Raw genomic sequence first — 22,741 nt, forward strand, 5'->3', positions numbered from 1 at the left:
GGTGCTTTAAGCTTTGCCAGATCTTAAAAATTTATATCGTCATTCCTATAATGATGAACCATAACTAAATAACATTTTATGTTCGAAATATATAAAAAGGCTGTCCTTTTCATATTATATATTCAGTAACTGGTCGCACCGAAGATCGACTTAAGTGAAAATACCAGTTTTCTCTAAGCCTGGAGGCGACCTCTACTACATTCGCAATGTCTCAATGACCGCTCTCAGCGCGGGCGACACATTTCGGTGCGGGTAATAGAGAAATGAACCTTCCAGACGCTGGCTATAGCGCTGGAGCACCCGGATAAGCGTACCGCGTTGCAGATCATCTGTGACCAGCTCCTCCGGGACATAAGCCAGTCCCAGCCCCAGCCGCGCCGCTTTGGCCTCCATATAGCTGTCGGCGAAAGCCCACTGTCCCTGAGGCGGGTGGGTAATTTTTTTGCCTTCCACGTTAAGTTCCCAGGCGTAAAGGCTGCCGTCGCCGAACTGATAGGCGATGCAGGGATGACCGGTTAAATCGGCAGGGGTTTGCGGAAAGCCGTAGCGACGAAAATGCTCCGGGGTTCCGACAACCGCCATCTCCATATCGGGCGAAATACGTACCGCAATCATGCCACTCCCCACTTCCGGGCCCAGACGCACGCCCGCATCGAAACGCTCCGCAATAATATCGACGAACCGGCTTTCGGTGATCAGTTCCAGGCGGATATCGGGATAGCGTTGTTTAAATATCGCCAGCTTAGGCAGCAGAACTTTATCAATAGCGTGCTGGCTGGCATTGATGCGAACCGTACCGGACGGTGTTTGCCGATAATGGGCCAGCGTGGCGAGTCCCATATCTAAGGCGTCGAAACCGGATTCGACATTGTGATAGAGCTGCTCACCCGCCTGAGTGAGCGACAACCGGCGGGTGGTGCGCACCAGAAGCTGAACGCCCAGCCGCTCTTCGAGTTCGCGAACCGCACGGCTGATCCCGGACTGCGCCAGACCCAGTCGTTGCGCTGCGGCGGTAAAACTGCCTTCCCGTACCACCTGCATAAACAGGTAGAGGTCATTATAGTTTTCCCGTTTCGCCATCTTCCGCCTCGTAACAATCGCGCTATTTAGAACTAAATGGTATTAATCTTAGCATTTTTTAGCCTCTAATAAGCACTTTTATTGCTAGCTACAATAAGCGCATGACAACAAAGCCCAGCAGCGTTGTCCTCTGGAGACTGGTTTTCACACGTTTATTTAGGGGGATTTAATGACGGTTTTCAGCAAAAATATGACAGCCACGATACCCGCCATGCTGCTTTGCGCCTTATTAAGTGGAGCCACAACGATGAGTTATGCTGATACAACTAACCCGAACGCACCTGTTTCATTGATTGAACAATGGGATAAAACATTCCCGGAGAGCGCAAAAGTGGATCACCGTAAGGTGACCTTTCAGAACCGCTACGGGATTACCTTAGTTGGAGATCTCTACCTGCCGAAGGATCGCGGTGAACGCAAACTGGCAGCTATTGCTGTGAGCGGTCCCTTCGGCGCGGTAAAAGAGCAGTCCAGCGGCCTGTATGCCCAGACGCTGGCCGAACAGGGGTTTGTCACCCTGGCGTTTGACCCATCCTATACGGGCGAAAGCGGTGGCTACCCACGCAACGTGGCCTCACCGGATATCAATACCGAGGATTTCAGTGCCGCGGTGGACTTTCTGGGCCTGCAAAAAGAGGTGGATCGCAACCGTATCGGTTTGCTCGGCATTTGCGGCTGGGGTGGTATGGCCCTAAACGACGCGGCGATGGATACACGCGTCAAAGCGGTGGCGACCAGCGTCATGTATGACATGAGCCGCGCGATGGGTCATGGGGTAGGCGATGGCAAAGACCGCTACACGACAGCCGACCGCCGAGCGGTACTGCAGTACTTGAACGCGCAGCGCTGGAAGGATGCGGCAAACGGCACTTTCGCCCCAGGTGGGCATGACATATATGTTGATGATAAAGGCAACGTCAGCGCTGCCGCTCGTATTTTGCCGGAAACCTTGCCCGCCAACCCCAACCCGGTGCTGAAAGAGTTCTTCGATTATTACCGTATGCCGCGAGGTTTCCATGCGCGTTCGGTTAATTCAACCGGGGCATGGAATGCGACGATGCCGCTGTCGTTTATGAATATGCCGCTGCTGAGTTACGCCAGCGAGGTGACTATTCCGACGCTTATTGTGACCGGCGAACAAGCCCATTCACGCTATTTTGCCGAAGATGCTTTCAAGGCGATCGGCAGCAAAGAGAAAGCGCTGGTGATTGTCCCTGGGGCAAACCATGTCGACCTCTATGACAACGCCGCGGGCAAAATTCCCTTTGCTACGTTCGCGCAGTTTTTCGAAACCAACCTGTAATCGCTCTCCTGTGCCGGAGACATCCCCAAAGCCGCCTGCTGGCGGCTTTGTTTTGTCGGAGATAAATAATGTCTGGATTACATAACACCCGCGCATACTGGAGCGGCGTCCTGGCGATGACGCTCTGCGTATTTGTGCTCATTGCCTCAGAGTTTATGCCGGTCAGTCTGTTGACACCCATCGCGGGTGATTTACACATTACCGAGGGATTAGCAGGCCAGGGGATCGCGCTTTCTGGCGCGCTGGCGGTACTGACCAGCCTGACGATTTCCCCTCTTACCGGGTCGCTGGACCGTAAATGGCTGCTGCTGGGGCTCACGGCGCTGATGGCGGCCTCAGGATTGATGATTGCCCAGGCGTCCAGTTTTCCGGTTTATATGCTGGGCAGGGCGCTCATCGGGATCGTCATTGGCGGATTCTGGTCATTGTCGGCAGCAACGGCCATTCGGCTGGTGCCGCAACGCCAGGTTCCCCGCGCGCTGGCCATTTTTAACGGTGGTAACGCATTGGCCACGGTCGTCGCGGCCCCGCTGGGCAGCTACCTGGGGGCCACCGTCGGCTGGCGCGGCGCCTTTTTATGTCTCGTCCCGCTGGCGATGGTAGCCTTCATCTGGCAATGCGTTAGCCTGCCATCGATGAAAAGTCAGCGCGCACCAGAGCGGCAGGGAACCGTGCTGCGTCTGTTCCGTCGCTCGACGGTATCCCTTGGATTGTTGGCCTGCGGGCTGTTCTTTATGGGGCAGTTTACCTTATTTACCTATGTGCGACCGTTTCTGGAGATAGTGACTCGAGTCAAGCCTTCTGGCCTCTCCCTGATATTACTGGCGATTGGCGCCGCCGGTTTTGTCGGCACGCTGCTTATTACGACCGTTCTGAACGCCCGGTTTTATCCGACACTGGTGGCTATCCCTTTGTTAATGGCCGCGATTGCCGGAACGCTTCTGCTGGCCGGGCACCACACAGGTTCAGTCGCCGTACTGTTAAGCCTGTGGGGCCTGCTGGCGACGGCAGCGCCCACCGGCTGGTGGACATGGATTGCGCGGACGCTGCCCGAGGATGCGGAGGCGGGCGGTGGTCTGATGGTCGCCGTGATCCAACTATCGATTGCCCTCGGGTCAACGGCAGGAGGCCTGGTGTTTGATAGTCTGGGATGGCGCAGCACTTTTGCTCTGAGCGGTCTGTTACTTTTGGGCGCGGCAGGGGGGAGCTTCCTGCTTTCTGTCAAACACAGGAGATATCAGCGCACTGCGATTAATGAGCTGGATGCATAAGTCAAATCACAAATGACGGGGTAATCGCGGCGATGTTTCTGGTCTATCATGAAATTTTTAACAAACTGAGACTGCACCGTGGAATATTGTGTATTAAGTAACAACCGTAAAATGCCGATGCTGGGTTTTGGCGTTTTTAAGGTGACCGATAAAGCAGAGTGTAAGCGGGCGGTGCTGAACGCTATTCGTACCGGCTATCGCCTTATCGATACCGCTGCCGTCTACGATAATGAAGATGCGGTGGGGGAGGCCGTTCGCGAAGCCATCGCCGAAGGTCTGTGTACCCGCGAGGCGCTATTTATCACCTCCAAACTGTGGGTTCAGGACATGGCCAACGCCGGGATGGCGAAAGCCGGTATCGCCGCGTCCTTAAAAAAATCCGGGCTGGAATACTTCGATCTTTATCTGTTGCATCAGGCGATGGGCGATTATTTCAGCGCCTGGCGCGCGCTGGAGGAGGCTTATGAGGCCGGTATCCTGAAAGCGATTGGCGTGTCCAATTTCTACGCCCATGTGTTAGCGAACTTCTGCGAAACCGTCAGAATTAAGCCGATGGTGAACCAGGTCGAACTGCATCCTTATTTCGCCCAGCCCGCGGCGCTGGAAACCATGAAGCACTATCACGTTCAGCCGGAAGCCTGGGCGCCGTTAGGCGGCGGCAGACATAACCCGTATGAAGAGGCAACGCTGCAGGAGATTGCCGATGCCCATCATAAAACCATTGCGCAGGTTATCCTGCGCTGGAACGTGCAGCGTGGCGTCACGGTAATTCCAAAATCCACCCGCCAGGAGCGTATTGAAGAGAACTTTGCCATCTGGGATTTCTCGCTCACCGCGCGCGAAATGGCGCAAATCAGCGCTCTGGATTTAGGCTATGTCGGCGAAGCGGTAAAACACTTTAACCCTCAATTCGTTCGCGGTTGTCTGGGGGTGAAAATCCACGACTGATCGCGGCTCAGCGGGAAGCCTCCTTCATTTCGCTGCCTGGGCCGCGGCGACGGGTTCGCTATGCTGGTTAGCCCCCACGCGTTTGCCGCGACGGTTGTCAATACGGTAGACGATCGTCACGGGCTGCTGGCCGGCGGGGGTGACGGTCAGCTCCCTGACCATCTGGCCGGCGTCGGGCGGCAGGGTCCGCGTGGTTTCCCCCTGAGTCAGTATCCGACCATTTTGCCTGACCTGCCAGGTCAGGCGACAATCCTCGCAGGCTGTCCAGGTATCGTTAATCGCCCACAGGCGCACCGTCGCCGGGCTACCCTGACGCCAGCTGGCGGTCACCGGCTCGATGGACGGCAGGATCGGCTGATAGGCGCGCTGCAGGGCATAGTAACCCGCCTTTGGCTGGCGCAGATAATCCACCACCCCCCAGTTGATGGAGGGCCATGTCTCGACAAACATAAACTGGAACAGGGCGGTCACCGGCTGATAACGCTGGCGACGATAGCTCTCCGCCGCCAGGGCCACCAGCCTGGCCTGATACGCCTGGGTGTTTTCAATCATCTCCTGAATATTGTTGCCTCGCGGAATCCCGGCGAATTTAAAGGTCTGGAAAGGCTGAAAATTATGGTACTTCCATCGCACCCAGCCGGGATCGTCGGCGGCGGTGGTTTTCGGCCACAGCAGACGGGCCGGGATAATGGTCTTCAGGGTGGAGAGGCGGGGCAGCGCCTGGGCGCCAAACTCGGTAATAATCCCGGTTTTCGCCGGGGCGAGCAGGTCGCGCAGGGTGCCGAAATACCACCCTGCCCAGTAGTGCTCTTCGACAGCGGAAAAGCGATGCACGATGCGGGAGGTGTCTTCCGCCAGCGCATCGCCCACCCGCTGCGTCAGGGTCTGGTTTAAGGTTTTACGCCAGTCGGGGAAGCGTTTCTCCATCCACGGCGAGTTCCACGGCGGCTCGTTGTGACCGCCCCAGACAATAATCGCCGGCGAATTGCCGAACTGGTCCATCATCGCCCGGGTCTGGCGCACGGCGTTATCGGCGAAGGCGGCGCTGTCATCATAACCCCACTGCAGCGGGACATCCTGCCAAATTATGAGTCCCATCTCATCGGCCACCTCATACAGCGCGCGGCCCGCCACGTGGCCATGAACGCGGATGGCGTTGGCGTTCATCGCCGTGACCAGTCTGAAATCCCGGAGATACTTTTTCCGCGTCATGGTGCTCAGCCACGGCGAGCCAATATAGTTGCTGCCCTTGATGAACAGCCGTCTGTCATTGATGCGCCAGCCTTGATTATCCGCCAGCGCTTCCACCTTACGTAATCCGGTGCGGGTGACGGCGGTATCCATGATCCCCCGCTTATCCACGAGGGTGGCGCGCACGCGGTACAGGTTCGGTTTACCTGTGCCCACCGGCCACCAGAGCTTTGCCGAGGGCATGGGCAGCGAGACGCGCAGAGTGCCTGCGGTATTCTCCAGGGTGACCGCAAAGGCCTGCTGAAAAGGCGGGCCAGAAAAATTGTCCGGGGTGGCCGTCAGGCGCAGCGTGACGGGGCCGGGCGTCACGGCCCGATAGCGGATTTCGGCACGCAGCATGGGCTTCTCCAGCCCCTGTCGCCAGTCCGGGCGCAGGATCACCTCGTCGATAGTGACGCCGCGGCTCAGATGGAGCTTCACCGGCGCCCAGATCCCCCCGGAGTTGGCATCCTGCCCCTGAACCGACCAGGCGCCGCCCGGACGGGTATCGTGCTGATTGAGGATCCCTTTCATCAGCGTCTTGTGCAGCGGCCAGATCTTTTGCGGGTCTTCATAGGGGCTGTCGACCCGCACGGCGAGCTGATTATGGCGGCGAACGGCCCCGGTGATGTCCACCGGGAAGCGCTGAAAATAGCCTTCGTGCCGGGTCAGCGTCTTGCCGTTGAGCGCCACCTCGGCAAAGTAATCGACGCCGTCAAACACCAGCGTAGCCATGGCGTCCGGCGTCAGGCCATGCAGGGTAAATTGATGGCGATACCACAGGGCGCCCTGATGATCGTATCCGGCGCTGTACCAGTTTGCCGGTACCCGCAGCGTGCGCCAGTCGCCGTCCGAAGCCTGCGCGCCGGCGAAGGCGCTGTCGTTGGCGTCATGCACCCGCCATTGTCCGGCCAGTGACCAGGTCACCGGCGCAGAACCGGCGTGCGCCAGCGGCAGGCAAATGACCAGCAGCAGTAGACGTCTAGCGATCACGGGGAACCTCCTGCGTTCTGCGGCGCAGCCACAGGTGGCAGCCCGCGATCGCCTCGGTCAGCGCGTCGCGCAGGTCGCCCGGCACGCTTTGGTCTGGCGAGGCCGCCTGGCTCTCCAGCCGCTGGAGCACACTGGCAAGGCGTTGAAAACCTAGGGTGGCCGCCTCGCCGCGCAGCTTGTGGGCGGCGCGGCGCCATGTCTCCCGGTCATTGGCGTCAATGGCGTGGTTGAGGGCGGCGGCCGCAGCATTAAGTCCTGCAGCGAAGAGTCCCAGCAACTCCTCGACAAGCTCAGGATCGTCGGCGCACTGTTTCAGCAGGCGGGCTTCGTCCGGCAGGCCTTCCTCTTCCTCCGGCGCGCTATCTTCCGCCGCGCCGACGCGGGCGATGGCTTCCCGTAGCGCCTCCTGGCTCACCGGCTTGGCGATATAGCCGTCAAAACCCATCGCCAGACAGCGTTCTCTATCGCCCTGCATAGCGTGGGCGGTCATGGCAATCGTGGGCTGATGTTGTCTGCCCTGCGCCTGGGTCTCTTCCCGCAGCAGGCGGATGGCGGTTTCACCGTCCATCTCCGGCATTTGCAGATCGATCAGCAGAAGATCCCAGCAGGCTGCGCGCCAGCGCTCCAGCGCTTCCCGACCGTTGTTCACCACCTCGCAGCGGTGACCCAACTGCTCCAGCAGCCGTCTGGCGACCTTCTGGTTTACCAGGTTGTCCTCGGCGAGCAGGATATTTAGCCCGGTCTGGTCCCTGACCGGTTGCGCAACGGGGGCAGGCGTTGTCGTCACCACCGGCGTGGGCACCAGAATGCCGGCGATAACCTGATGCAGTTCGCGCTGTGCCACCGGTTTATGCAGATAGTGGGCAATGCCGATGCGCTTAAGCATATTGGCGTCAAAATGACGGCTCATGGAGCTGAGCATAATAATCTGGCTTTGCCTGGCTTCAGGCAAAGCGGAGAGCTCCAGCGCCAGGGATACGCCGTCCATATCCGGCATCTGCGCGTCCAGCAGGATCAGCTGCCATGGCGGGCCTTCGGCGGCCCGGCGTAGCGCCTCGCCAGCGTTGTTCACGCAGGTTGGCATCAGTCCCATCTGGCGAAGCATGGCGTCAAGCAGGCGCAGGTTGGTGCTGTTGTCGTCAACCACCAGCACCCGCTGGTGATTGAAGCGGCTCAGCGGGGCGCTACCGGAGGCCGCGGCGTTCAGGCCTTCCAGCGGCAGGGTGAAGGCAAATTCGCTGCCTGCCCCAGGCTGGCTCTCCACCGTCAGCTCACCGCCCATCAGGCTGACCAGGCGGGCCGAAATGGTTAACCCCAGTCCGGTGCCGCCGTAGCGACGGGTGGTAGAGCTATCGGCCTGGCTGAAGGCCTCGAAGATCGCCTTTTGCTTCTCCGGGGCAATGCCGATGCCGGTATCGCGAATGCGAAAGCACCAGTGGTTTTCGTCCTCGGCCGGCGCTATCGCCAGTAGGACCTCCCCCTGATGAGTGAACTTCAGGGCATTACCCAGCAGGTTGGTCAGGATTTGCCGCAGCCGGGGGCCATCGACGATCAGCACCTCAGGCACCGCAGGGGAGATATCCACCAGCAGCTCAATGCCCTTTTCGCTGGCGGCAGGCATATGCGGGCGGATCAGCGACTGAACAAAAGGGCGGATCTCCAGCGGCTCTACGTCCACCTGCATCTTGCCCGACTCAATGCGTGAAAAATCAAGAATGTCATTGATAATGTGCAGCAGCGACTGGGCTGAGCTCATCACCAGCGAAAGGTACTCCCGCTGCTCCGCGGTCAGCGGCGTGTCGAGGCAGAGCTGCGTCATGCCGAGAATGCCGTTCATCGGGGTGCGGATTTCGTGGCTCATATTGGCGAGGAAAGCGCTTTTCGCTTCGTTCGCCTCACGGGCCTCCTTCGCCGCCTCAATGGCCAGCAGCTCTGCGGCTTTGCGCCGGGTAATATCCTGCAAGGTGCCGATCACCCGCTCTGCCTGCTGCTGCATGTTGAGGGTGACGATCTGCCCCGAGAGCAGCATCCAGCGCCAGCCCTGCGTCGGGTGCTGGACGCGAAGCTCACATTCAAAAACCGGCATGTGCTCGTTTTGCGAGGCGATCATCGCCTGCTGCAGAGTGGCGCGATCGTCCTCGTGGACCAGGTTGAGCATAAAGCGCAGCGGAAAGCGCCACTGCGCCCGCGACTGGCCGACCATCGCCAGCAGGGTGTCATTCACCTGCAGGCTGTCGCCGGAGACCTGCCAGTCCCAGATGCCGATCTGGATCGACTCCGCGGTGAATAAAAAGTCATCATGCAGTTGATGACGCGAACGCCGGGCCTCGTCAAGCTCGGTGATGTCGGTATGCAGGCTGACAATCCCGCCATCCGCCAGCCGCTGATGCTGAACGTAAATCCGGCGGTTGCCCGACTGGCGGACCTCGCAGTGGTTCGTCTGGCGGCAGTTGCGGATAATCGCCTCGCGCAGCGTCTGTTGCCGGCCTGGGTCGATGTTATATCCGGCATCGATAAACTTCTCCGCCAGGCTCTCAAGAGAGGCGCCGACGGCGAGCCAGGGCGCGATCGTTGGATAAAACAGCGCCACCTTATCATTCCAGGCCTGCAGTCGTTCGCGCTCATCGTAGATCATCACCGCCGAGGGCAGGAGGTTAAGGTCGTTACGGTTAGCGGCATGCATGATTACTGGCCAACAGTTTGATAGTGGAGCTCCGCCTGGCGGCGCAGATACTCGAGCCCAGGGGCGATGGCCATTGCCCATGCGGTGAGGATCTCCTCATCGCACAGCGGATCGCAGGCGCGGACGGTTTTGAGCATCGCTTCCCGCCAGAGGGCAAAAAACCGCGGCGGTAGACGCAGGCCTTCCTCGCTCTGCGCTCGCGCCAGCCGTTCCAGAAAATCGGGTACAAAGAGGTCGCCGTTGACCGCCAGCATGGCGAAAAAGCTCTTAAAGATCATCTGCTGGCCTTCCTCACCGGAGCGTTGGGAGAAGTGCTGCTCGGTTTCCGGTGACATATGGATAAAGGTGCTGTAGAAGGCCTGGAAGAAGCGCTGTTTGTCGTGCTCTGGTACGACGCGATTCAGGCTGGCTTCAAAGAGATCGCGATAAAACTTCATGGTGCGCTCCTCATGACCCGTTCGCCCGGCAGGCAGCGGCGGGGCGGGTTAAATTCGTCCGTCGCGCGGTGGGCAAAGTAGCTGTTGTCATCCGCGAGGCCGTTTTTGAACAACGGCCCGGCGTTGTGTTTGTAAAACAGCGCCTCCAGCACCATGGCGTTGGTGGAGAGGGTGAGGGTGGCGTTGACGTCGCCGGTGGCCTCGACCCGTCCTTCAAACCAGCCGCGCTGCGGGTCGTTAAGATGGGTAGTGACCGCCATCAGCGCATCGGTATACTCGGTTTCCCAAAGCGTCCACAGGACAAAGACCGCTTTGGTGGTCACCTGCGCCAGCCGGGGGTAGTACTTCCCGTCGTCCCCGAGCGTATTCCAGGCGTAGCCATTCCCCCAGACGGTGTCTTCCACGTGCCAGGGCGCCTGGGTAAGCGAAAAATCGGCCCGGGCGGTAAGCACCTTATCCTGCGTCCAGCGCGTTTTCTGGCTGAGCCATATCCCTTCCGCCCGCTCGCGCATGGCTTTTTGCGCCATCTCCGGCACGCCGGGCGGCCGCCAGTCGAACTCCAGTCCAGGCAGCATGGCGGGCAGTGTAGAGAGCACCACGGGTTGCCAGGTGGTTCGCGGGTCGCGGTCGTCAACGGCGAGGCGGCGCTGATAAATAATCACATGGCGCGCCGGGGGGGAGAGGGCCTTGCCGGCCGGAAATCCCCACAGGCGAAACGCGCTGGCGGCGTATTCACTGTCTCCCAGCCGGAGCTCCTCGCGGATCGTCCGCTGACCGTTCTGCAGTGAGGCGGACCACAGCTCCCCGTCTTTATCGATAACCGGACAGAAGTTCCAGCGCAGGACAATTTTATCAATGTATTCACCATACTGCGGCGCGCGTTCGGCGGTGAGCCGCAGGGCGAGCATCAGACGGGCCATATCTTTTGCTGACCAGCCGCTGGCCGCCGGTTTGCCGCTGAAGTCGACAGGGGTCGCCGTCTGAGTGGAGTATAGCCTGCCCGGCGAACCGCCGTCGGTCAGCGTCAGGCGATTGAGGGTGCCGAGCAGGGGCGTCAGGCGGGCGTCGAATTCCGCTTCCTTTAGCAACCCCAGCTCTCTGGCGGCGAGCAGGGCGATAAGGGTGTCGCCCATCTGCCATAGCGTTGCGCGGGGCTGTTTGTCGCTGCCGTTGACCAGGCCGGTTTGCGGCTGGGTATTGTTCTCGACGTACCGCCAGGCGATCTGCGCCCACGTTCGCTCCTGCGGCGTCAGGCTGCTGATACGGGCAGTGGTGTGCCAGCCGCCTTTGGTCAGCCAGCGCCACCCCGCACCTTCGCGACCAAACAGCGCCAGGGCGATAAGAAAAAGGACGACGGCGATGGCCAGCCAGCGGGCTATGGTTTTAAGCATTGCGCGGTCACCGGCGGAAGTTTAACGGGCTCGTCAGCCTTGCAGGCGGCACACTGGCAGGCCTGGCAGGCGGGTTTGGTGCGCTGCGTGGTCCCGGTCTGCTCGCACCATGTTTTGACGGCGGGGGTGTTGCTCAGGAACGGGCGATTGCGCGGGCCGTTATTGGGTTCAAAGAGATCCACCAGCTTCTTGTCCCACAGCGACGGGGCGAAATCGCGGTTTTTCGGATTGTCGCTGGAAAACTGCAGCAGTTTTCCCTCCTTTTTAAATAGCAGTGCTTCCAGCATGATGCCGTTGTTGTTGGCGGTAAACTCATTGATTGGCCCGTCGCCGTTCTCATACAACCCCTCGTAATAGCCTTTTCCCGCTTCGTTCGCGTTTTCAATGGCGTCCAGCAGACGATCGGTATAGGGCGAGTTCCACAGCACCCACATCCCCATCGCCGCTTTGAGCGACACGGCGGCGCTATTCGGTACGAACTGGCCCTTGTCGGTTATGGTGTTCCAGTTAAAGCCGTCGCTGAACACGGTGTCATAGACAAAGTACGGGGATTTATCGAGCTGATGCTCGGAGCGGGCGGTGAGGATCCCGGTGATGGCGTAGCGATTCTCCTGGGCCTGGTAGACCCGGTCAGCGAAGTTTTTCATCCAGGGATGGGAGTACTCGCGCGGGCTGTTGTTCCGGTCACCAGGGTTATCAAAGCCAAACTCCATGCCATACAGCACGTAGGATTCACTGACCACATAGTTATGCTGGCTGGTTTGCCGTGGGTCGCGCGAATCATAGGGGACCAGCACGCAGTAAATCTCCGCCAGCTCGTAGGGCTGCGGCCGGCTGGCCTGACAGGTGTTAAATCCCCACAGCTGAAAGCCCGCCGCGCCGTACTCCTCGTATCCCAGACGGCCTTCCTGAACGTATTTGGGCTGGCCGTTTTCCAGATACGCCCCGTACAGCGTGCCGCAGGGATCGACCACATGGCTAAAATCCCACCCCAGCACCACATTATCGATGCTGTTGCTGTATTCCGGATAGCGCTCCTTGATCACCTTCAGCCAGATCAGCATTCTGCCGATATCCAGCGCCGAAAAGCCGATTTCACCCGGCTTGTTCTGGTAGTTAACCTTTTGTCCGCTTATCGTGTTATAGGCTTTGTTGGGTAGTTCGTTACGGAATAAATCGAGCTTATTCAACGTGGCGAGAAACTTCAGCATCCGACGGTCAAACTCCGCCTTATCAATAATCCCCAACTCACGGGCTGCGGTCATCGCGGCCAGATAGGAGGCGCTGTCCCACATGGTGGTGGAGGGGTATTTGTTTACCGCATTCACCAGCCCGGTGGTGGGCTGAAAGTTGGCGACGAAGTATTGCCAGGCGTTTCTGGCGATAGTCATCTCCCTCGGCGTCAGCTCCCCGCTGCGCGGGGCGTATTCCGCAGCCGGCAGACCGGTCGCGGCCTGCGCGCCGGAGAGCGAGAGCCACAGCGCCATGAGTCCGGCCAGCAGGGGAAAACGGGAAAAATAGGTCAGCTTCATGGCGTTGCTCCTGCTGAGGAAGAGGGTAGAGGGGCAGGGCTCAGGCAGGCCAGACACAGCATCTGCCCCCGGGAAATGTAGGCCAGGCTTTCCAGCACGATCGCGTTGGTATCGCCGTCAATAACGTCGTTGACGCTGCGGTTGAGATTTAACCCTCGCTGCCAGCCCTTGCCCGGGACCTGCAGCGTCTGCACCTGCTGGCGCAGCGCCTCGCTCCAGCTATTACGGAACAGGGCGTACCAGGCAAAGGCGGTGCGGGTGGAGGTGATCGCCGTTTGCTCCGGGGCGGTGCTGCGTGGGGCGAAGGCGCTCTGCGGCTGCCGGTCCGCCAGCGCGCTGGCATAATCCGGCGCGGGCTCGGCGTAGTCAGTGCTGATCGGCGGCTTGCTGACCCTCAGGCTATGACGGCGCTGCTGGATTTGCATGATGCGCCAGGCGATCTCCGCACTCTGCGCGTCAAAGCCCAGCTCAAGTCCGGTGAGCAGGTACGGCAGGCTGATCAGCGAAGGCTGCCGACCCCAGGGCGTGCGCAGCCCCTCATCGGGCACCATGATGCCGTCGATATCGATCATCTGCTGCCCCTGCGGCGGGTTGGTCACCGCCAGCCCCGCCGCGCTGTCGATCAACCGCAGCGTATGGCTGGCGTACAGCCGGTAGCCAAAGCTGTCCCGCGGTTCATCCGCCGCCAGCGCCCAGTGGTGCAGCGGCGCCGCGGCCTGGCTGGCGGGGCTGTTGCTGATGAGCGCGCCGACCCGCCACTGATTAAACAGATCCCGCACCGCGGCGGCGTGCTGAGGATAGCGCCAGAGCAGGGTTTGCAGGGCGGTGAGCAGGCGTCCCATACCGATGGCGGAGGAGTCCGGGTTGCCGAGGATCTGCAGCGTGTCGGCATGGTACTGAGCGGCGGGCAATCCCTGGGCGTTGAGGGGCAGTTGACCGAGGGTAAACAGGGCGGCGGCAATGCGCTCATCACCTTCGGCGGCGGTCACAATATGCAGCTGCTCTGCGGCGACCACGGCGAAAAGATAGCTGCCGACGCTCCACAGGCTGAGCCAGGGTTCGCCATCGTGCGCGTTGGCCAGGCCGTTTGGCTGGGTATTGTTGACATAATACTGCCAGGCCACCCGCGCCCAGATCGCCTCGTCAAAGGTCAGCTCGCGCGGGGGAGGGAGCGGCGGAAAATCCTGGCTCAACGTCATCCCGCCGCTGCTCTCGACGCGCGCGGGCATTTGTTTTTCCACCCACACGACAATCGCAAAACCCAGCAGGAAGCCAATGAGGATAGTGAGATAGCTGCGCGCGGATAACAGGGCGTCGCGGATCCTCATCGGCTCGCCTCCTGCTCTTCGGGGGGCGTCCACATGGCGGCGAAGATCAGTGGCAGCATGGCGGCAATATTCACCGCGCCCCAGAAAATGTTGATGACGTACCCGGAGGGGTCGTCAACCTGACCGCGCACCACCTGAATACCGCCCCATATCAGCCCCGTCAGGGTGAGCAAAACGATGGCAATTTGCGGCTTGACGAGATAGAGAAAACGGCCCGTCTGTCGCTCTTTCGGCGTAACGTGAAATTTGATCTGCTCCCCGCGCAAAACGGTGTCCAGCGCCCGCAGATTCATCGAGAAAAAGGAGAGGTAAGAGGCCCGGCCGTCCCAGGCAGAAATGCCCCAGGTGCCAAACATAAAGGCCAGTTCGGAGACAATAAAAAAGGGTAAAAAGTGCAGATAGAAAGGGGTAGACCACGCCGACACCGGCGGAATGCCGGTGAAGAGATAGATAACAGGCGAGATCAGGAACACGGTGTTCCACACGCAAGCCAGATACGACCAGAAGGTGGTCGCGTACATCAGCGTTTGCGGCAGCGAGAGTTTAAAGCGGCGTCGGTTGAAGATGTTGTCATGGAACAGGATATCCAGCGATCCGGCGGCGTACTTAAAGCGCTGGATCATCCACGTCAGCATATCCTGCGGAGAGAGCATTTTCGACTCGATCCGCGGGTGCATTACCGAGCGCCAGCGGCGGGCAGCGTCGCCGTGCAGCAGGATGGAGGTATAAATATCTTCCGAGACGTGGAACTTATAGGGCGTCAGTTCAGTATCGAAGGCAACGTGGGGGCGCATGGCGTCCTGCAGCGCTTCCCGCGTTGCCGGGGCGCGAATATCCCGCGTATGACGCGCGATTTCGGCGTCAACGCTCCAGACGTAGCTGCGCAGCGCCGCCTGCATCACCGCTTCCCGTCGGTGAACGGAGGCGGCGCCACAGCAGAACGCGGCGTTAGCCCAGTTGCGGCGCCGTAAAATCACGTCGTAAAACATGCGCGGATCGTTGAAAAAAGGATCGCGACCAATGGTCACCGGACCGACGATTTTCTGCGCCAGCCAGCCCACGCCATAGCCTGCGCCGCCTGCTTTACGCCGCAGCCAGCGCGCCAGATCCTCCCCCTCCGGGAGATCGAAAAACCATTGTGGGGTCTGCACCCAGGCGACGTCCGGATCGCGAAAATAGCCGAGCGTGTGGCTCAGCAGGGTCGGGAAAACGCGGGTATCGGCATCACAGATGATCAGAAAGTCGCCATCGGTATGTTCCAGCCCGTTGCGCAGGTTACCGGCCTTATAGCCGATATTGCTCTGACGGGTGATATAGTTCGCCCCCTCCTGCTCGCAGACCGCCTTCATCTCCGGGCGACGCCCGTCGTCAAGGACATGCACCTTATAATCGAGCGGACCAGGATAGGTCATCCGCATGGCGTCACGAATCGATAGCCTGACCAGCTCCACGTCTTCGGAGTAGGTGGCGATAAACAGATCGACTTTAATCGGCCTCGACTCCACCGCTTCATCCGCGCGCAGACAGTCGTTGATCTCCGTCGGGGGGACCCCTGGCGGAGGATCTTTCTCCTGCCATAAATTAATGGTGAACAGAACTGTGCCAATCCACGCCAGGGTTTCCGCCAGCACCAGAGGAATCGCATACCACAGGGCGTCCGTGTTTAAGGAGGCGGTCCAGCGCCAGTAAATATAATTAGCGCCAAGAACCAGGGCGGCCACAGCTAATACCTGCCAAATCATTCTCACCCAGCGCGGGGTGCTGAGCGGTTCAGGCGGTCGGCGATGTTCAAAACGGGAAAAATAAAAATCCATAGCAAGGATATCCTGATTCCGCGCTGAGTTTGAATGACAGGTCTGTTATCGATTGGGGGCGTTCTGCAGAACGCACAGGGGCTTATAAATAACAGTAAAGTGAGTGTAGATGGTGGCGCAAAAATTTCAACAGCGCGAACTGATAGTCACCGGGATGACTTAACATAGTGTGATACACGCCGGCGGAATTTATAAAACGAACATTGCAAGATAGCCCATTCTACACTATCTAAATAATTTGTAATAAATGTTGCAGGGTAGACGGCAGGATCCCTAATGAGCCAGGTTGCTTCAGCGATTTCGCAAAAAGAAACTCATAAATCAATGCCCTGGCGTTACTCTCTGACCGGGGATCGCGACCTGCGTATCGACTTTATACGCGGTATTGCTCTTGTGATGATGGTGGTGGCGCATACCGAAGTGATGTCGATATTTAATATTTTCAGCTGGGAACGATTTGGTTTGACCACCGGTGCCGAGGGCTTTGTGATCCTGTCCGGCTTCATGTTAGGGATGCTAAATCGTGTCAGATTACAAAAGGCAGTATTACTGACGGTGAGCTGGGGGCTTTATCTTCGCGCATGGAAAATATATCAGGTTAATATTATTATTATTGTCTCTTTTCTTTTGCTGAGATATTTGCCTTATATTAATGTCTATGAAGTCACTCATTTTACCGACCGCTTTTCCGGGACCAGTTGGTCGCTCTATCCGCTCACCCCGCAAATAAAAGAGACGTGGTTTAACATTATCCTCTATCTGCAGATTGGCCCGCATCAGACGCAGATCCTCGGACTCTATATTTTTTTGTTATTGCTCAGCCCGCTGTTTCTGGGAATGCTGCAAAAGGGTCACGTCTACCCCTTACTGGGCGCCTCGCTGCTGATATACGGCTGCTGGCAACGCTGGCCGATACGGGTCACGCCCTGCGAATTTGAATTCGCCTTTCCCTTGCTGGCCTGGCAATTTATCTTTGTGCTGGGCATGTGCTGCGGCTGGTACAAAGCGGAACTGATCTCTTTCGCCCGCACGCCGCCCGGCAAAGTCGCCTTGGCGGCGCTGGTGTTCATCGCGCTTATCCTTGCGTTTGTCGCCCAGAATCATACCAATCCTTTTATGCCGCCCGCGCTGCTGATGCACGTAATCCCGCCGGCGGATTTTAACGCCTTTTACCATACCTGGGCGGCGAAAAACGGCCTCGGTCCGGTACGGATCCTCAATGATATCAGTCTGATGGTCACCATTTATCTGCTATTGACCTGGTGCTGGCGCCCCCTTAACCGGCTGGCAGGCTGGTTCCTGATCCCGCTCGGGCAGCGTTCGCTCTACACCTTTATTTTGCATGTTTACATCGTGCTCGCCGTAAGCCAGCTGGTCACCTTCGATCTGTGGCGCCAGGCGTGGATAGTGAACACCTTGATCCATGCCGCTGCGCTGGGCGTTCTGTGGCTGATGGCCAAATACCGCGTCGCCGCACGCTGGATACCTAACTAAGGAAGGGCAAATGCGGGAGAAATATATGCTGGCCTGCGCGCTATGGTGCGCCATCGCAGGTGCGGAAGGCGCAGAGAAGAACGACGCACAACCGCTGCGTGATAAAAATGGTGAACCGGTGCAGGCCGGCGTGTTTACCAGCCGCTGGGGACGGCTTTTTTCCGGGAATGACAAGGTATTCTCGGGAGCGCTGAGCTTTAGTTCGGGTTTAAAAGAGCAGTGGATGACCGTCCCCAACAGCTCAGACAGCGCAGAACAGAAGAAAAAATATAATCAGACTCTGAATCTTAGCCTGCAATACTCGCCCTACAGCTTCTGGTTCGCCAACGTGACATCCCGTTTACCGGTGACTGACACCAGCCGCTATACCGCCGATTTTCGCTATAGTTTTGGCTACGACGACTGGCATGCCAACACCTTCAGCCTGGTTTACAGTAACTATGGCGATAACCACTTCTGGACCTCGGGCAGCAAGCGTCACACCTATTTTGAGCAGGGGGCGATTACCCTGGCGTATAAGTTTTCGCTGCCGAAGCCCATGGAGCATGCGCTGTTGATTAACAAAGGCGACGCCATTATCTGCCAGGCAGGCTACAGCTGGGTGCCGCGTTATTACGATCTGGAGAGTAACGATATCCGCAAAAACAAAAATGTGCTGCTTGGGGGGTGTGGATATACCTTTAAGCAGCATTTTTTTGTGCGCGCCACCGCCTTCTGGTATCCGGACAGTAGTCAGCAGCAGCCGTGGAATGGCGATTATAGTTACAGTTTTGGCTACGCGGGCTATACGCCGGGATCGTTCTCTGTGCAGTATGCCAACTATGCCGGTACCCGCTACCCGGGGCATGACAGCGGCAGCGGCAAGTTTCGTGAAGGCACGATCAGCCTTATCTGGTTCTTGCCGATTTAGGAGGCGCGATGTCGGCACAGCACGTCCTGATTGTTGAAGATTCGCTGGTTTATCGTCGGCTGCTAAGTCGGATGTTGACGCAGTGGGGCTATATCGTCAGTGAGGCGGAAAACGGCGTCGACGCGCTGGCGATCCTCGAAAACCAGCCTGTCAGCCTGGTGATAAGCGACTGGGAAATGCCGGAGATGAATGGCCTGACGCTGTGCCGGGAAATTCGCCGTCGCCAGTTTGGTCGCTACGTTTATCTGATATTGCTCACCGCCCGCGAAGATCCTGGCGATCTAACGCAGGGGTTTGAGGCCGGGGCCGATGATTTTCTCAGCAAACCGGTAGAGCAGAGCGAGCTGCGGGCGCGGCTGCACGCCGGGGCGCGGATCCTCTCCCTCGAGGCTGACCTCGCCGCGCGCAATGCGCGGCTGAGCGAAGCGCTGCGACAGATTGAACAGGATCTGGAGCTGGCGGCGCGCATTCAACAGTCGGTTCTCCCGGCTCATCAGCTGCGCCATCAGGGATTTTTCGCCGACTGGATTTTCCTGCCCTCGGCCTGGGTGTCGGGGGATATTTTTAACGTCTTCCCGCTGGGCGATCGTCTCGGATTTTACTGCGTGGATGTCTCCGGACACGGTGTGGGGGCGGCGATGATGTCGCTCGCCGTCGCCCGCCAGTTTCTGCATGGCAGGGCCGTTGAGCGCTTTCTTTTTACGGCAGACAACCAGCCGGCGTCGCCGGCCGAGGTGGTGGCGATCCTCAATGGTCGTTTTTGCAGTGACGAAACAGAGATCGTCAGCTATTTCACGTTGATCTATGGCGTGATCGACCTGCAGACCGGTGCGGGCAAACTCTGTCAGGCCGGGCATCCCACGCCTTTTATCGTTAGCCCGGACGCTACCGTCCGCCCGGTCGGCAGCGGCGGGGCGCCGGTGGGGTTGATAGACCATCTCTCGTGGGCAGATGTCAGTTTTTCGCTGGCGCCGGGAGAGCGGCTGTGCCTGTTCAGCGACGGTATCACCGAATGTGAAAACCGGAGCGGTGAACAGTTTGGCGAGGCGCGTTTGCAAGCGTGGCTGCAGGACAGCGTGACGCAGCCGCTGCCCGCGCTGCTGCCGCGGTTTGCCCGGCACCTGATCCGCTGGCGCAGCGGCGACGCGCAGGAGACCCAGGCGATGGCCGATGATGTTTCACTCTTGATTATTGAACGTACAGGGGACAGTGATGAAAATTGAAACTGAACGGCAGGACTCGGTGACGATCCTGACGCCGGCGGTGCGTCGGCTGGATGCTTCCGTCGCGGTAGCCTTTAAGGCGGCAATCGCCCAGGAGATAGGCGAAGATAGCACCGATCTGATTGTTGATTTCAGTAAAATCGATTTTATCGACAGCAGCGGTTTGGGAACGCTGGTTTCCCTGATGAAAATGATGAACGGTAAAGGAGAAATGACACTGTGCGCGCTGAACCCCGGCATTCGCAATATGTTTACCCTGACCAGGATGGATCGTATTTTTCGTATTTGCGAGGATCGCACTTCAGCCCTTGCGCAGTTCAATCCGTGACGCGCCCGTGAATAACGTCATGAATTTTCCTGCCCAACTCAGCTCGCTATCACCGCTGGCGGCGTGGCTGGCTCAACAAATGGCGCCGCTGCCCGTCGGGGAGGAGTGGCGCTTCGCGCTCGATCTTGCCGTCTGTGAGACGGCCACCAATATCATTCGCTATGCGTTGCATGAGGATCGGCAACGTGTTTTTCGTGTCGAATTTATCGCGGCGGAAGACCGGGTGACGCTGCGCTTTATTGATGCGGGAGAGGTCTTTCCGGCCGAGCGCCTGGCGCTGGCGCGTGGCGATGAGCGCTTCGATGTCGATCCGTTAGCGGAAAGCGGCAGAGGTTTGCGGCTTATTCTGCGCGCGGTGGACTATTTTAATGTGGAAACCCGCGCCGGGGAGAATGTGACGACCCTGATAAAAGCGTTGCCGGATGCCGCTCTTCGCCATTCCACCGACGATCGCGTCAGGTGAAGGAACAGAGCTTGCCCCCAGGTGAATCCCCGGGGGAATTTTCCCGCCCGCGTTCACCCTCTTCATCCGTCTTATGGCTGGGCCTGAGCGGTGGACAGCGCGCCCAGGTGATAAGGGCGAAGAGTATCTAACGTCATCATGGCCGATTTGCAGAAAATGCATTTCGCACCAAAGGGATTTTTTTCCGTCACGTCAAACTGGGACGTTCTGTACTGGGAGCCATGGCAGCATGGGCATCTAAAATGGATATGTTCAATCATAATGTAAACCTTGTATGGGTAATGTTCTGTTGAAAAGACAATGGTCGTTTTCAGGGAAATTAATGCGGCTGATTTTTGTTAGGAGTAAGCCGGGTATTGGGTCAGTCGGAGGGCTTGTTTAACGAGCCAACAGGGGGCTGACAGGGCCTGTTTACAGAAAAAGCAAAATACTAACGGGACTGCTCAAAGGAAGGTGGTATCAGGGATAACGCCTGGAGATGAGAACACGTACTTAGATAATAACTTTTCGTCTGGTAAATCAACTTAACGATTAACGCACGAGCCGCAAATAATAGCAAACATTATTTTAGCCTTCCGGATGCCTGCTGCGCCAGGAGCGCCTTCATCAGCGCCGTCACCCAGTCGATAAATACCTGTACCCGGGCAGAGAGCTGCCGGCTGCTGGGGTAGAGCAGGGAGAGCGGCAGCGGCGCAGGGCGAAAATCAGCCAGCACCTCCGTTAACACACCGGATGCCAGATCGCGCGGGTTGAAGCTCAGGGCTCGCGGGCGATCGCGCTGCCCTTCAGCGCCGGCGAAACCGACACCTTTGACGGGTTTGTCAGCGCCTTTCAGGAGGCGCTGACGGCGCTGGGGGCCGATCGGTTTCATTACCTGGTTAATAATGCCGGCAATGCCAGCGGCATGGGGTTTCTGAATGCTACCGAAGCGGAGTTCGATGCGCTTTATCGCATCCATGTGAAGGGGGTTTTTTTCCTCAGCCAAAAATTATTGCCGCTGCTGGCGGATGGCGGGCGAATTGTGAATATCTCGTCCGGACTGACCCGTATCGTGATGGCGAACCGGGCGCCCTATGCGATCATGAAGTCTGCGGTGGAAACCCTGACCCGTTATATGGCGTTTGAGCTGGGCGGCCGCGGGATCACGGTAAACTGCGTAGCGCCGGGCGCCATCGCCACGGATTTCAGCGGCGGGGTGGTGCGGGATAACCCGCAGGTCGCTCAGGCGGTGGCGAACATGACGGCGCTTGGCCGACCGGGGGTGCCAGAAGATATCGGGCCGATGATCGCCTCGCTGTTATCCGATGATCATCGCTGGGTTAATGCTCAGCGCATTGAAGTTTCCGGGGGAATGCGCATCTGAGTCGAGGAGATAACCCGGCCAGCGTATCGCTGAGCTGGTCAGGTTTGACTGTAGCGGAAACGGCCGCTCGAAAACCGCCGGCCGGTAAGCAAGAGAGCACCAGCGCGGCGATAGTCCATTTGTCTGGTCAGAGAAAATGCGTTACTCCGCCAGCAGGGCGGCGAATTTCGCCAGCCACTGCGGGTGGGCCGGCCAGGCGGGAGCAGTGACCAGATTGCCGTCAACATGCGCCTGATCGATACCGATATCGGCATAATGCCCGCCGCTCAGACGCACCTCCGGGGCGCAGGCCGGATAGGCGCTGCAGGTCCGCCCCTGCAGAATACCGGCGGCGGCCAGCAGCTGTGGCCCGTGGCAGACAGCGGCGATAGGTTTACGCGCGGCGTCGAACGCCTGTACCAGTTTAATCACCTGCTCGTTCAGACGCAGATACTCCGGCGCCCGGCCGCCGGGGATCACTAGCGCGTCGTAATCCTCGGCCTTCACCGCGGCAAAATCGGCGTTCAGGGTGAAGCGGTGCCCCGGCTTTTCGCTGTAGGTTTGGGCTCCGTCAAAATCATGGATCGCCGTCATCACATAGTCGCCGGTGGCTTTATCCGGACAGACCGCATCGACCTGGTGGCCAATCATCTGCAGAGCCTGAAAAGGGACCATCGTTTCGTAATCTTCGGCGTAATCGCCGACCAGCATCAGGATCTTCTTGCTCATTATTTTTACTCGTTGTGGGAGAAAGGTGTCATAGATATAGCCTGGCGATCCGCAGAATGCGACCTCCTCAGGATGCTGAAGACGGTGGCATGCGCATCTTGTAACCGGGTTCATGTTTTTTTGGTAACGGCAACTTTTTCGCCAACGCTAATGTCTGTTACCACAGAAAAGCGTCCTGTTCAGGGGCACACCACGCTGCAGGAAAAACGGCGAGCGCCGCGGCAATATCGTGCCGCAGCAGC

At 58.6% G+C, this 22,741-nt stretch carries 18 protein-coding genes and 2 pseudogenes; 9 read left to right on the forward strand and 11 right to left on the reverse strand.

Going from position 1 to position 22,741, the window contains the following annotated elements:
• Positions 1 to 195: 195 nt before the first annotated feature.
• Entirely contained in the window at positions 196 to 1,080 is an 885-nt protein-coding gene (locus tag CE636_RS26675; protein WP_032455893.1) for a LysR family transcriptional regulator, read from the reverse strand.
• Positions 1,081 to 1,249: 169 nt separating this feature from the next.
• On the opposite strand from CE636_RS26675, the gene CE636_RS26680 reads away from it, so the two are divergent.
• The 3 genes from CE636_RS26680 to CE636_RS26690 all read left to right on the forward strand — a co-directional run bounded on the left by CE636_RS26680 (position 1,250) and on the right by CE636_RS26690 (position 4,602).
• Positions 1,250 to 2,383, forward strand: coding sequence for an alpha/beta hydrolase (locus tag CE636_RS26680; protein ID WP_017898783.1), 1,134 nt, complete (start codon positions 1,250 to 1,252; stop codon positions 2,381 to 2,383).
• A 68-nt stretch (positions 2,384 to 2,451) separates the two neighbouring features.
• Positions 2,452 to 3,654, forward strand: coding sequence for an MFS transporter (locus tag CE636_RS26685; protein WP_017898782.1), 1,203 nt, complete (start codon positions 2,452 to 2,454; stop codon positions 3,652 to 3,654).
• Positions 3,655 to 3,732: 78 nt separating this feature from the next.
• A complete protein-coding gene (locus CE636_RS26690; RefSeq protein ID WP_017898781.1) occupies positions 3,733 to 4,602 on the forward strand; it encodes an aldo/keto reductase in 870 nt (289 codons plus the stop codon).
• A gap of 24 nt (positions 4,603 to 4,626) precedes the next feature.
• Here CE636_RS26690 and CE636_RS26695 read toward each other — a convergent pair whose 3' ends face one another.
• Genes CE636_RS26695 through CE636_RS26725 form a run of 7 tightly spaced genes read right to left on the reverse strand, consistent with a single transcriptional unit; the run spans position 4,627 to position 16,010 of the window.
• On the reverse strand, positions 4,627 to 6,825 hold the full coding sequence (locus tag CE636_RS26695; protein WP_017898780.1) for a glycoside hydrolase family 2 protein: 2,199 nt from the start codon (positions 6,823 to 6,825) through the stop codon (positions 4,627 to 4,629).
• The gene (locus CE636_RS26700) at positions 6,815 to 9,508 is read right to left on the reverse strand and encodes a hybrid sensor histidine kinase/response regulator (RefSeq protein WP_017898779.1); all 2,694 of its coding nucleotides are present in this window, start codon (positions 9,506 to 9,508) and stop codon (positions 6,815 to 6,817) included. Before CE636_RS26700 ends, CE636_RS26695 begins: the two co-directional genes overlap by 11 nt.
• A gap of 2 nt (positions 9,509 to 9,510) precedes the next feature.
• Entirely contained in the window at positions 9,511 to 9,945 is a 435-nt protein-coding gene (locus CE636_RS26705; protein WP_004179506.1) for a globin, read from the reverse strand.
• Complete coding sequence (locus CE636_RS26710) at positions 9,942 to 11,336, reverse strand: DUF3131 domain-containing protein (protein WP_017898778.1); 1,395 nt, start codon at positions 11,334 to 11,336, stop codon at positions 9,942 to 9,944. The genes CE636_RS26705 and CE636_RS26710 overlap by 4 nt, the downstream gene beginning before the upstream one ends.
• The gene (locus tag CE636_RS26715) at positions 11,321 to 12,868 is read right to left on the reverse strand and encodes a DUF3131 domain-containing protein (RefSeq protein WP_004203929.1); all 1,548 of its coding nucleotides are present in this window, start codon (positions 12,866 to 12,868) and stop codon (positions 11,321 to 11,323) included. Before CE636_RS26715 ends, CE636_RS26710 begins: the two co-directional genes overlap by 16 nt.
• On the reverse strand, positions 12,865 to 14,196 hold the full coding sequence (locus tag CE636_RS26720) for a DUF3131 domain-containing protein (RefSeq protein WP_017898777.1): 1,332 nt from the start codon (positions 14,194 to 14,196) through the stop codon (positions 12,865 to 12,867). Before CE636_RS26720 ends, CE636_RS26715 begins: the two co-directional genes overlap by 4 nt.
• Positions 14,193 to 16,010 (reverse strand): glycosyltransferase, encoded by a 1,818-nt coding sequence (locus CE636_RS26725; protein ID WP_017898776.1) that lies wholly within the window; start codon positions 16,008 to 16,010, stop codon positions 14,193 to 14,195. The genes CE636_RS26720 and CE636_RS26725 overlap by 4 nt, the downstream gene beginning before the upstream one ends.
• Before the next feature lie 276 nt (positions 16,011 to 16,286).
• Here CE636_RS26725 and opgC point away from each other — a divergent pair, with 276 nt between their 5' ends.
• From opgC to CE636_RS26750, 5 genes are read left to right on the forward strand one after another with little or no spacing between them, the layout of a single operon-like run.
• A complete protein-coding gene (gene opgC / locus CE636_RS26730; RefSeq protein WP_017898775.1) occupies positions 16,287 to 17,504 on the forward strand; it encodes an OpgC domain-containing protein in 1,218 nt (405 codons plus the stop codon).
• A 10-nt stretch (positions 17,505 to 17,514) separates the two neighbouring features.
• The gene (locus CE636_RS26735) at positions 17,515 to 18,414 is read left to right on the forward strand and encodes a hypothetical protein (protein ID WP_004203934.1); all 900 of its coding nucleotides are present in this window, start codon (positions 17,515 to 17,517) and stop codon (positions 18,412 to 18,414) included.
• An 8-nt stretch (positions 18,415 to 18,422) separates the two neighbouring features.
• Positions 18,423 to 19,637 (forward strand): PP2C family protein-serine/threonine phosphatase, encoded by a 1,215-nt coding sequence (locus CE636_RS26740; protein ID WP_017898774.1) that lies wholly within the window; start codon positions 18,423 to 18,425, stop codon positions 19,635 to 19,637.
• On the forward strand, positions 19,627 to 19,965 hold the full coding sequence (locus CE636_RS26745) for an STAS domain-containing protein (RefSeq protein WP_017898773.1): 339 nt from the start codon (positions 19,627 to 19,629) through the stop codon (positions 19,963 to 19,965). Before CE636_RS26740 ends, CE636_RS26745 begins: the two co-directional genes overlap by 11 nt.
• A gap of 19 nt (positions 19,966 to 19,984) precedes the next feature.
• A complete protein-coding gene (locus tag CE636_RS26750; protein ID WP_032446984.1) occupies positions 19,985 to 20,428 on the forward strand; it encodes an ATP-binding protein in 444 nt (147 codons plus the stop codon).
• Positions 20,429 to 20,499: 71 nt separating this feature from the next.
• Here the strand turns inward: CE636_RS26750 and CE636_RS26755 are convergent, their stop codons facing one another.
• Positions 20,500 to 20,688 (reverse strand): hypothetical protein, encoded by a 189-nt coding sequence (locus CE636_RS26755; protein ID WP_004183775.1) that lies wholly within the window; start codon positions 20,686 to 20,688, stop codon positions 20,500 to 20,502.
• Between the two features lie 302 nt (positions 20,689 to 20,990).
• A pseudogene (locus CE636_RS26760) lies at positions 20,991 to 21,170 on the reverse strand (LysR family transcriptional regulator); the annotation flags it as partial.
• On the opposite strand from CE636_RS26760, the pseudogene CE636_RS26765 reads away from it, so the two are divergent.
• A pseudogene (locus CE636_RS26765) lies at positions 21,168 to 21,791 on the forward strand (SDR family NAD(P)-dependent oxidoreductase); the annotation flags it as partial. The pseudogenes CE636_RS26760 and CE636_RS26765 sit on opposite strands and share 3 nt — an antisense overlap.
• A 141-nt stretch (positions 21,792 to 21,932) precedes the next feature.
• Here CE636_RS26765 and CE636_RS26770 read toward each other — a convergent pair.
• Complete coding sequence (locus tag CE636_RS26770) at positions 21,933 to 22,499, reverse strand: DJ-1/PfpI family protein (RefSeq protein ID WP_032446983.1); 567 nt, start codon at positions 22,497 to 22,499, stop codon at positions 21,933 to 21,935.
• Between the last annotated feature and the right edge of the window lie 242 nt (positions 22,500 to 22,741).

This window comes from Klebsiella sp. LY (assembly GCF_004010915.1).
Taxonomy (GTDB): Bacteria; Pseudomonadota; Gammaproteobacteria; order Enterobacterales; family Enterobacteriaceae; genus Klebsiella; species Klebsiella quasipneumoniae.